This is a genomic window from Methylophaga sp., from assembly GCF_030651745.1.
Genome location: NZ_JAUSCC010000025.1, coordinates 104,795 through 114,707, shown reverse-complemented (window position 1 = coordinate 114,707; position 9,913 = coordinate 104,795). Strand labels below are relative to the sequence as shown.

At 48.9% G+C, this 9,913-nt stretch carries 8 protein-coding genes and 1 pseudogene; all 9 read right to left on the bottom strand.

The genetic code is table 11. The features are described from left to right. A pseudogene (locus Q7V21_RS02655) lies at window positions 1-234 on the bottom strand (hypothetical protein); the annotation flags it as partial. Window positions 235-265: 31 nt separating this feature from the next. Next, window positions 266-1,375: an aminomethyltransferase family protein gene (locus Q7V21_RS02650; protein WP_304915798.1), complete on the bottom strand. Its 1,110-nt coding sequence runs from the start codon at window positions 1,373-1,375 to the stop codon at window positions 266-268. 325 nt (window positions 1,376-1,700) lie between these two features. Further along, on the bottom strand, window positions 1,701-3,032 hold the full coding sequence (locus tag Q7V21_RS02645) for an FMN-binding glutamate synthase family protein (RefSeq protein WP_304915797.1): 1,332 nt from the start codon (window positions 3,030-3,032) through the stop codon (window positions 1,701-1,703). Between the two features lie 24 nt (window positions 3,033-3,056). Next, complete coding sequence (locus tag Q7V21_RS02640; RefSeq protein ID WP_304915796.1) at window positions 3,057-3,740, bottom strand: protein glxC; 684 nt, start codon at window positions 3,738-3,740, stop codon at window positions 3,057-3,059. Between the two features lie 24 nt (window positions 3,741-3,764). Continuing rightward, a complete protein-coding gene (locus Q7V21_RS02635) occupies window positions 3,765-4,670 on the bottom strand; it encodes a glutamine amidotransferase family protein (RefSeq protein WP_304915795.1) in 906 nt (301 codons plus the stop codon). A 34-nt stretch (window positions 4,671-4,704) separates the two neighbouring features. After that, a complete protein-coding gene (gene glnT / locus Q7V21_RS02630; RefSeq protein WP_304915794.1) occupies window positions 4,705-6,042 on the bottom strand; it encodes a type III glutamate--ammonia ligase in 1,338 nt (445 codons plus the stop codon). A gap of 33 nt (window positions 6,043-6,075) precedes the next feature. Next, window positions 6,076-6,735 (bottom strand): sarcosine oxidase subunit gamma, encoded by a 660-nt coding sequence (locus Q7V21_RS02625; RefSeq protein ID WP_304915793.1) that lies wholly within the window; start codon window positions 6,733-6,735, stop codon window positions 6,076-6,078. Window positions 6,736-6,747: 12 nt separating this feature from the next. Next, window positions 6,748-9,642: a 2Fe-2S iron-sulfur cluster-binding protein gene (locus Q7V21_RS02620; RefSeq protein WP_304915792.1), complete on the bottom strand. Its 2,895-nt coding sequence runs from the start codon at window positions 9,640-9,642 to the stop codon at window positions 6,748-6,750. Further along, window positions 9,639-9,905, bottom strand: a complete 267-nt coding sequence (locus Q7V21_RS02615) for a sarcosine oxidase subunit delta (protein WP_304915791.1) — start codon at window positions 9,903-9,905, stop codon at window positions 9,639-9,641. The genes Q7V21_RS02620 and Q7V21_RS02615 overlap by 4 nt, the downstream gene beginning before the upstream one ends. Window positions 9,906-9,913 lie beyond the last annotated feature (8 nt).

The window sequence follows — 9,913 nt, the reverse complement described above, 5'->3', positions numbered from 1 at the left end:
GAGAGTAATTGGCTCGTTAACCACTTTTTGCACGGTGACAGCATATTTTTCAGCCTGTGGATCAGCAGCGAGATACAGCACTGAAAGCGGTTCACGAGGCAGTTTTTGTTGAAACAATTTCAACAAGGCTTTACCACCCTCGCCTTCAGCGATCACCACATGATGCATAGCGTGGTTTTGCCACACTAACGTCCCATAAATGGGTTTGCTCTTGATTGAATAACCTTTTTCCATCGTTGATCCTCCGGATAAGCTTTACGGCGTTTTATTTCACGGGATGCGTACGTAAACGCTGCGGATCATAGAAAGGTGTTTTTACTATCCTGGCAGTTATCGGGGTATCGGCGGCAATCACCACTTTGGTGCCGATTTGCGAATAAGCCGGTTTGATATGAGCCAAAGCGATGGATTGCATCAGATAGCGACTGAAACTCGGACTGGTAATCTCCCCGACCTCTTTATCATCAATCAGAATTTTGGCGCCCACTGGCACAGCTTCGGCACAATCACAACTCAATCCAACATGCTTAACCCGCTCACGACCTTTTAAGGCGATAACCGCTTGTTTGCCAATGTAGTCACCCGGTTTATCCAGATCGACGCACCAGTCCATGCCTACTTCCCATGGTGTGGTATCGCCTTCAGGCATATCAAATGGAAAGAATAGTAAAGCCGCTTCAACCCGGGTCAGATCCAGTGAATCCCACGAACAAGGAATCACACCAAAAGGCTGGCCTTTTTGCAGAATGCTGTCCCAAATATGAATAGCATCCGCTGAGCTGCAATACACTTCATAACCCTGCTCACCGGAATAACCACCACGCGACAGCATGATCTTGCAGCCAAACAGCGTGGTTTCAACATGTTTGAAATAGGCCAGTTCCGCCAAGTCAAAATCCAGTTCCGGATTCAGTACATCAATGGCTTTAGGTCCTTGCAATGACAGAACATGGGCATCCATATCCTGTGCAACCTGTACATCTTCGCCTTCTGCCAGCATCGCCAGAGTCTGCTGGGTAATGCCGCCGCCATGCGATAAACGATATTTATCTTTGGCATCACAAATCACCATAATGTCATCGACCAGCGCACCAGCGTCATTCACTTCACCCGCCAACCTGGCGCTGCCAGGCTCAAGCTTGGTGACATCAATCGTCACTAACTGATCCAGCACTTTCAAAGCGGCTGGGCCAGTGACATTGACGATATTCAGTCCCGAGACATCATAAAGACCGGCACGAGTGCGGACTGCGACAACTTCATCATGGGGATCGGTGTGATATGACCAGGGGATCGGCATGTCATTCCAGGTATCTCCATCCAGCGTTGAACCCAGTTCACGGTGACGACCATTGAGTATCGAATTTCTGCTCATCTGACTTTCCATCCTGCTTGTTTAATGATGGTTAACAAAATTAACTGAAAGTCAGTTTTGGCAACATTCTCAAGAGGGATTACTACCAAGGAGGTAGCTGATTTTCAGGGAGATTTTTAGATAGAGTGGGTTGGAGATTTACACAAAAAAGGGGGCAGAGACTGCCTTTAATCTGCCAAACCTGAACAGAGGGGGGGTAAAAACTCTTCAGGACTAGCCAATCAAAGGCAACATCTGCCCTTTTCGGTTAAGCATCAGGGTGAATCGGTCTCTCATCACCTCCACTTATGGAGGCAATGAAAGATGCACAAACCCTGTTCAGCTATTAGTAATTGTTAGCACCGGGGATCCAGTTGGTACCTGCCAGCGGAACCCTTGCCATGGCAGCGGACTCAACAGTTAAGGCCACTAAATCTTCCGGTTCCAGATGACGCATATCGTTTTTACCGCAGGCACGTGCCAGCGTTTGCGCTTCCATGGTCAGTACCCGCAGATAGTTGGCCAGACGACGGCCACCTTCAACCGGATCCAGACGTTTACTGAGTTCAGGATCCTGGGTGGAAATACCGGCCGGATCTTTGCCTTCATGATAATCATCATAAAAACCGGCAGCTGAACCAATCGCTTTAAACTCTTCATCGTATTTAGGATCGTTACATCCCAACGCGATCAAGGCCGCTGTACCAATCGCCACTGCATCCGCACCTAATGCCATACACTTGGCGACATCTGCACCGTTACGAATACCGCCGGAAACAATCAACTGCACTTTGCGGTGCATGCCCATTTCCTGCAGTGCCTGAACGGCTTGAGGAATCGCCGCCATGGTTGGAATACCAACATGTTCGATAAACACTTCCTGTGTTGCTGCGGTACCACCTTGCATACCATCGACCACGATGACATCAGCACCGGCTTTCACCGCCAGTTTCACATCATAATAAGTGCGTGTCGCGCCGACTTTGATATAGATAGGCACTTGCCAGTCGGTGATTTCGCGTAATTCCAGAATTTTGATCGCTAAATCATCCGGCCCGGTCCAGTCTGGATGACGACAGGCACTACGTTGATCCACACCCATCGGCAAGGTACGCATTTTGGCAACACGTTCTGTGATTTTCTGACCCAGCAACATACCGCCACCGCCCGGTTTAGCACCCTGCCCTAACACTACTTCAATGGCATCGGCTTTGCGCAGATCATCCGGATTCATACCATAACGTGATGGCAGATATTGATAAACCAATTTAGTAGACTGGCCACGTTCTTCCGGTGTCATACCACCATCACCTGTGGTGGTGGAAGTGCCAACCGCAGAGGCACCACGGCCTAAGGCTTCTTTAGCATTGGCCGACAACGCACCGAAACTCATACCGGCAATGGTCACCGGGGTTTCAATCACAATCGGTTTTTTGGCAAAACGGGTGCCTAATGTGACTTGGGTATTACATTTTTCACGATAACCTTCCAACGGGTAACGCGACATACTCGCGCCCAGAAATAACAAGTCATCGAAATGCGGTACCTTGCGTTTGGCACCCCAGCCACGAATGTCGTAGATACCGGTATCGGCTGCCCGGCGAATCTCGGCCATGGTCGAGCGATCAAAGGTTGCTGACTCACGGAGTTCGGTAAGGTATTTCGTTTTTTCACTCATAATAAATTCCTCGTAAAATCAGCTTTAATACGCAGAAGCGTTATCGACTTTAAAGTTGTATAGCTGGCGTGCAGAACCATAACGCTTGAAAGCGTGAGGATCTTCATCCACTCCGGCACGTTGCAGCACTTGGCTCAGTTCCTCGATATGCTCTTGTCGCATTTCTTTGGCAATACAATCCGCACCCAATGATTTCACTTCGCCTTTCACATAGATGTGAACTTCATAAAGCGAATCGCCCAAGGCATCACCGGCATCACCACAAACAACAAGATTACCGGCCTGGCCCATAAAACAGCTCATATGACCAACATTACCGGTAACAACAATGTCCGAACCTTTCATGGAAATACCACAACGTGAACCGGCATCACCTTCGATGACCAACAGTCCACCGATTGAGGTGGCCCCGGCAGAAGAAGATGCATTCCCTTTCACGCGAATACTGCCTGACATCATGTTCTCTGCTACACCTTGGCCGGCACTGCCGTGAATCACGATATCGGCTTCTTTATTCATGCCACCGCAGTAATAACCGGCATGACCCTTAATATCGACTTTGAGCTTCTGATCAAGTCCTACGGCCAGGTTGTGCTGTCCTTTTGGATTAAGCACTTCCCATTCTGTTTCGGTGCAGTTTTTGGCCTGATCATGTAACGCCTGGTTTAAATCACGCACCGTCTGTGTTGCTAAATCAATTGTTTTCATTGTGTTCCCCTTACTGTTCGCCGATCACTTATCACCACGTTCCCAGACGTAAATCGTCGCAGGTTCAGGTTCCCACACCTTGGCATTCTCAATACCAGGTAAGGTGGTCAGGGCTTGATATTCAGATGCCATAGCTACGTAGTCATCGGTTTCAGCAATTACCGCCGGTTTGCAGGCAATCGGATCACGCACCACGGCAAAGCCATTTTTTGTGCCGATGGTGAAAGTGTAAAAACCATCCAGATCCTGCAGCGCATGCTCCAACGCCTGATTCAGACTATCGCCCTGTTGCAGGCGGTAGGTCATATAGCCCGCTGCGACTTCAGTGTCATTGTCAGTATCAAAGTGAATGCCTTCGCGTTTTAATTCAGCGCGCAGGCGATTGTGGTTGGATAACGAACCGTTATGTACCAGACACAAATCCATGCCGGTGGAGAACGGATGGCTACCGGCCATAGTCACAGCAGATTCAGTCGCCATACGGGTATGGCCGATAATGTGGCTGCCTTTCATCTGGCCCAGTTTGAACATCTCGACAATGTTTTGCGGCAGACCGACTTCTTTCAAAATCTCAATGGATTTACCGGCACTCATCACCATGACGTCATGAGCATTCTCATGCAAATAGGCGATGGCATCGTCGGCATCCGCCATCAGCTTCAATACGGCGACTTTGCTGTTTTGAAACCAGTCGACTTTGGTCGAAAATGCGGTTTCCAGACGTTTAGCCAGCCCGGCCCAATCATAATTTTCATCTTCATGACGCAGTGTTAATTTGACTGAGTCATCTGCCACTTCGTCACCATAAATCGCAAAACCGGCACTATCCGGACCACGATCAGTCATTGCGATCAACATGGGCACAAACAATTGTCCCAGCTGGCTTTCCAGCGACTCGTTTTTTAAATACAGGCCGACTATTCCACACATAATGATTTCCTCTTCAATAAGCTTGATAAACCGATCAGAAAAACTCGGCGTAGCGTTTGCGTTCCCAATCGGATACATGACGTGAATATTCAATCCACTCCATGCGTTTTACTTTGATAAATTCATCGACGATTTCTGAGCCCATTTTTTCTCTGAGCACACTGTTGGCAGCCAAAGCATCCAACGCTTCGTTCAGATTTTGTGGCAACACCCCAATGCCTTTTTCTTTCAATTCGGCTTCGCTCAAATCGTATAAATTGATGTTGTGTGGTGCGCCTGGATCCAGCTCACGTTCAACACCATCCATACCGGCAGCAATCAATGCAGCGTGCACTAAATATGGATTACAGCTGGAATCCGGTAAGCGGAATTCAAGACGGCCATAAGGAATACGCACCATCGCCGAACGGTTGTTATCGCCATAACAAATATAGGCTGGCGCCCAGGTCGCACCGGAGGCCGCTCCACCAACCACCAGACGTTTATAGGAATTCACAATCGGCGCGGCAAAGGCACATAAAGAATCCGCGTGATGCAGCAAGCCACCGATAAAGTGATAAGCCATTTTTGACAGGCCCATGCCATTGACATCGCTGTCATCGTTAAACAGGTTTTTGCCATCCTTATCGGTAATCGACAGGTGGAAGTGCATACCATTACCAGTGCGATCAGAGAACGGTTTTGGCATAAACGAGCAGACCATATCCATGCCGTTGGCGATTTCACCAGCCGCCATCCGCACAAAGGTAAAGCGGTCCGCAGAAGTCAGCGCATCACTGTAGGTATAGTTGATTTCAAACTGGCCGTTGGCATCTTCATGGTCGATTTGATACACATCAAAATCTACCTGCTGCAGCGAATCCACCAACGATTCCAGGAAGTTTCTTGAACGTGACAGACCTTTGTAGTCGTAGCAGGGTTTATCCAAAAGATCACTTTCATCAACCGGCAACAGACTGCCATCTGGGCCACGGTTAAATAATGAAAACTCTGGTTCAAGACCGGTGTTCATGGTCCAACCTTTGTCCGCCAGCTGGGTTAATTGTTTTTTCAGAACTACCCGGCTGTCATAAGGATGCGGTTTTCCATTGACGTGACCATCGCAGACGATGCGTGCATAACCCGGTTGCCAGGGCACGATCGATAATGTGCTTAAATCACCACGTGCCAGAAAGTCCGGTCCATGCGGTTCCATGCCCAAGCCCCAGACCGCGAATCCGGCAAAGCCTGCGCCTTTTTCGACCACATCCTGCAAGCAGCTGGCAGGAACGGATTTGGTTTTGGCAACGCCATGTATATCGACAAACTGTGCCAGCACATATTTGATGTTATTGGTTTCCAGGAACTGTTTTGCTTCTGCTAACGATTTCATAAGCCCTTCCTTAATGTTGAGATCCGCAATCGGTTAAATCTTTGGGTAAAAGTGATGCAATCCCACGGCTCCGCCGCCTGCTTCTTCAATAATGTTCAGCAAGGTCTTCCACAGATAAGGTCCGTAAGTTCCATCACACCAGAGTCGATAGATGCGCTCTCCATTAAGCGTTTGGCTCAGCAACGTTGCTGAAACCCCTGCAATGACTGTCATGATCAGGTGGTTTTCTGTTGCCAGTTCGGCCACCAGATCGATTTCACAAATTTCTGCAAATAATGGTTGGATTTTTGTGCCCGTGAGAATGAAAGCCGCGTCGTTGCGACTGACTTTGTGCACGCCCTCTGCAGATGAGAGCGCACTAACGGGCGGGTTAACATTGGTTGTTTGGTCTTCAATTAAAAATTCACTGTTACCGAGTCGCATCACCAGACGATCGTTATCCAGTAACCATTGATTAGCAGCGGCTGGCAAAGTCATACCCTGTTGTTGCAAATAACTCGCCGCCTGACTGCCTTTTACGCTTACCCGGCTAAAGCCGCTGGCATCACAGATCGCCAATGTGCTGGCACGTTGTGATTCGGTCTCAGTATCGGCAAAACGCAGGGCCATCAGCATGCCATTGACTTCTCCCAGTTGCGGGTTCTGCTTGGCTTGAGCAAAGGCGATTGGGCTTTTCAAAATAGTCGATTTCATTTCCGCAGTTTCCTATGCACTTTTCGCCAATTCGGTTGGTGACTCAATTACGGTGGCCGTAATCAAATCGCCAGCATCATTTCGGATATCAAAGCGGCTTCCAGGCTGGCGTTTTTGTGGCGGCACAAACGCAATGCCAATCACGCGTTGCAGATAAGGGCTGTAGGCAATACTGGTAATGCGGCCGGTTATTTCACCGTTATCAATCACCAGATTGCATTCGTTGGGTAATTCCCCAGAAAAACTGTCATCCAACACAAAATTCACCAGAGTTTTGTTAAGCGTTTTTTTGGCGATAATTTGCAGGCTGCGTTTACCGGTAAAAAATGTCTTGTCCATCGCAAGCAACTGCTCGGCATGGGCTTCAAATGGATTGGTCAGGCCATCGGTATCATGGCCTATCAGGTGATGACCCATTTCCAGCCTTAACAAGCGCTGGGCATCAGTGCCATATGGCATCAAACCAAACAGTTCACCGGCCTGCATCAGCTGATTCCAGACATATAAACCGCTTGCCGCTGGCAGATGAATTTCAAAGGCCTGATCAGCGACAAAGGCCACCCGCAGTAATAAGCAGTCGATTCCAGCTACCGTGGTTTCCACCACACTGCCGGTTGGGAAAGCGTTGGCTGATAAATCCACTGTGGTTAATTGCGAAAGAATGTCTGCCGCCACCGGGCCGGCAATGGTCATCGCGGCGTTAACGCCGGTCAGATTTGCCAGTGATATGTTCAAACCGCTGATTTGTAATTCGCGTTGCAGCTGGCGATAAACCATGGCGGAATTGGTGGTGCTGGTGGTCAGATAAAAACGATCCGCTGCCAGTCTGCATGCCAGACCGTCATCAACCATTACACCGGCTTCATCGAGCAGCATGGCAATGCGATATTGGCCAACTTTCTGCCCCGCGAATTTGCCGGTATAAACCCGTTCGAGAAACACCGCGGCATCCGGGCCATACACTTCGATCTTGCCCAGCGTGCTGTTATCAATCATTCCGGCTTTAGTACGTACCGCCATGGCTTCCTGTTGCAAAGCCTGTTCCGCCGTTAGTGTGCTACCCGCTGGCAGATAATGTGCAGGACGCAACCACAGACCGGCCGCGGTCATTTTTCCGCCATTTTCAATGTGCCATTCATGCATCGCGGTATATCGATGTGGATGAAAACCACGACCACCTAAATGACCAATCGGTGTCGGATGAAAAAATGGTCTGGCTGTTGTTGAACCAATTTTTTCAACCGGCAAATCCCGAATCCGTGCCAGGATCCGAATGGCATTCATATTGGAATGCTTGCCCTGGCTGGGGCCCATGCCGACTGTAGTAAAACGTTTCATTAACTCAATGTTGTCAAAGCCTTCTTTGGCAGCATTGATAAAGTCTTTCACCTGAATATCTTCATCAAAGTCGACAAAGTTTTTGCCTTTGGGATGGTTGACCACCGGATAGGCATGGCTTGGTGACGCTTGCAGAGCTGCATTGACCATTACAGCCGGAACACTTTTATCCAGATAATTCAACGCTTCGGCCGCAGCACGTTGCCCGTCCAGTTGACGCTGTTCAAGATCAAATACACCGTTAACCTTGCCAGCCGCAAACACACCTGCCGGCAATTCAGCAGGCACAAATTGTTGCAGTCCGTTATCAAAGCGCATTTTAGTGCCAGCCTGATATAACAGTGCTGCAGCTGGTGCCCAACCGGCACTCATCGCTACGCCATCACATTTAAGACGAATTTTGTTTTTGGTATCGGCTTCGGCCATCAATTCATCGTAAGGACAAATCACCACTTCCGAGACACCCAGTTTGTGTTTGGAAGCAATGACTTCATAGATGCAACTGGCTTTATGAACAGCGACCTGCTTGCTTTTAAGCTCAGTCACCAATGGTGAGCTGCTGCCTTCACGACGCATATCAATCACTGCCAGCACATCCACGCCGGCGGCCAGTAGATCCAATGCAGTGCGATAACCGTAATCGTTGGCTGTAACCACGACACCTTTATCAAATGGTTTGACCGCATAACGATAGATAAGCCGTTGTGCAGCTGAGCCCATCATTACGCCGGGCAAATCATTATTGCGAAAGACCGGTGGTTGTTCGAAAGCTCCACTTGCCACGATCAATGCTTTGGCACGCACTTTGGTTATACCGGTAGTTTCAACAATCGGCACCAGATGATCAGCGTAATAACCCGCTGCATAGGCATTGGTTATCAGGCGTATATTGACATGACTCTCCACAGCACTGAGTAACTCTGCTAACTGTACAGTTGAATCAGTTGCCATATCGTAAGTCAGACTGCCACCGGCTTTGGCATTCTCATCCACAATGATCACTGACAGACCTTGCTCTGCCACGCTGATCGCAGCTGACAGCCCTGCGATGCCCGCGCCGATAATCAACACATCACAATGTGCATGTTGTTTCGGTTTGGTAATTCTCGGGTAATTAAAATTGACCTCGCCCAAGCCAGCCGCTTTACGGATCTTGTCTTCCCAGAAAGGGAAAAACCGGCGCGGCGTATGAAAGGCTTTGTAATAGAACCCAACCGGTAATAACGGAGATATTTTGTCGATAAACTGACTTTTATCTTTTAATACACCGCCTGTCGTATTGACCGCCATCAGCGTCATATCGGCTTTAACCGGCCACACATCGGCGCGGATATTGGTATCTTCGCCATCCGTCATCAAGGCGTTAACGTCATGATTCGCCATGGTCAGAATGCCCCGGGCACGATGGTATTTGAAACTGCGTCCCAATACCTTGATGCCGTTAGCCCATAACGCACTGCTGATGGTGTCACCTTCAAAAGCGGTAACTTGCTGGCCTTCATAACTAAAGGTAAAAGGCTTATCGCGCTGGATCCATTCAGTGGATTGGTTTGTTAACCGTGAGCTCATACTGCCACCTCCAGTTTCGGTAACAGGTAAGTGCGGCTAACCTTGTCAGTAATCGTATTACGCTCTGCTATAAACCAAGTGCCACTAGGCATGTGATACCACCATTCTTTTTTATAACCAGGCGCACCACTGCGATAATGCACATAGGCTGCCCACTGTTGATCGGTGCAACTATCTGGATCAGGCATAGTGCGAAATTCACCGCCATAGCTGAATTCACTTAGCGGTCTGATTCCATTAACAGGACATTGCAGTAATTTCATTGCGATAC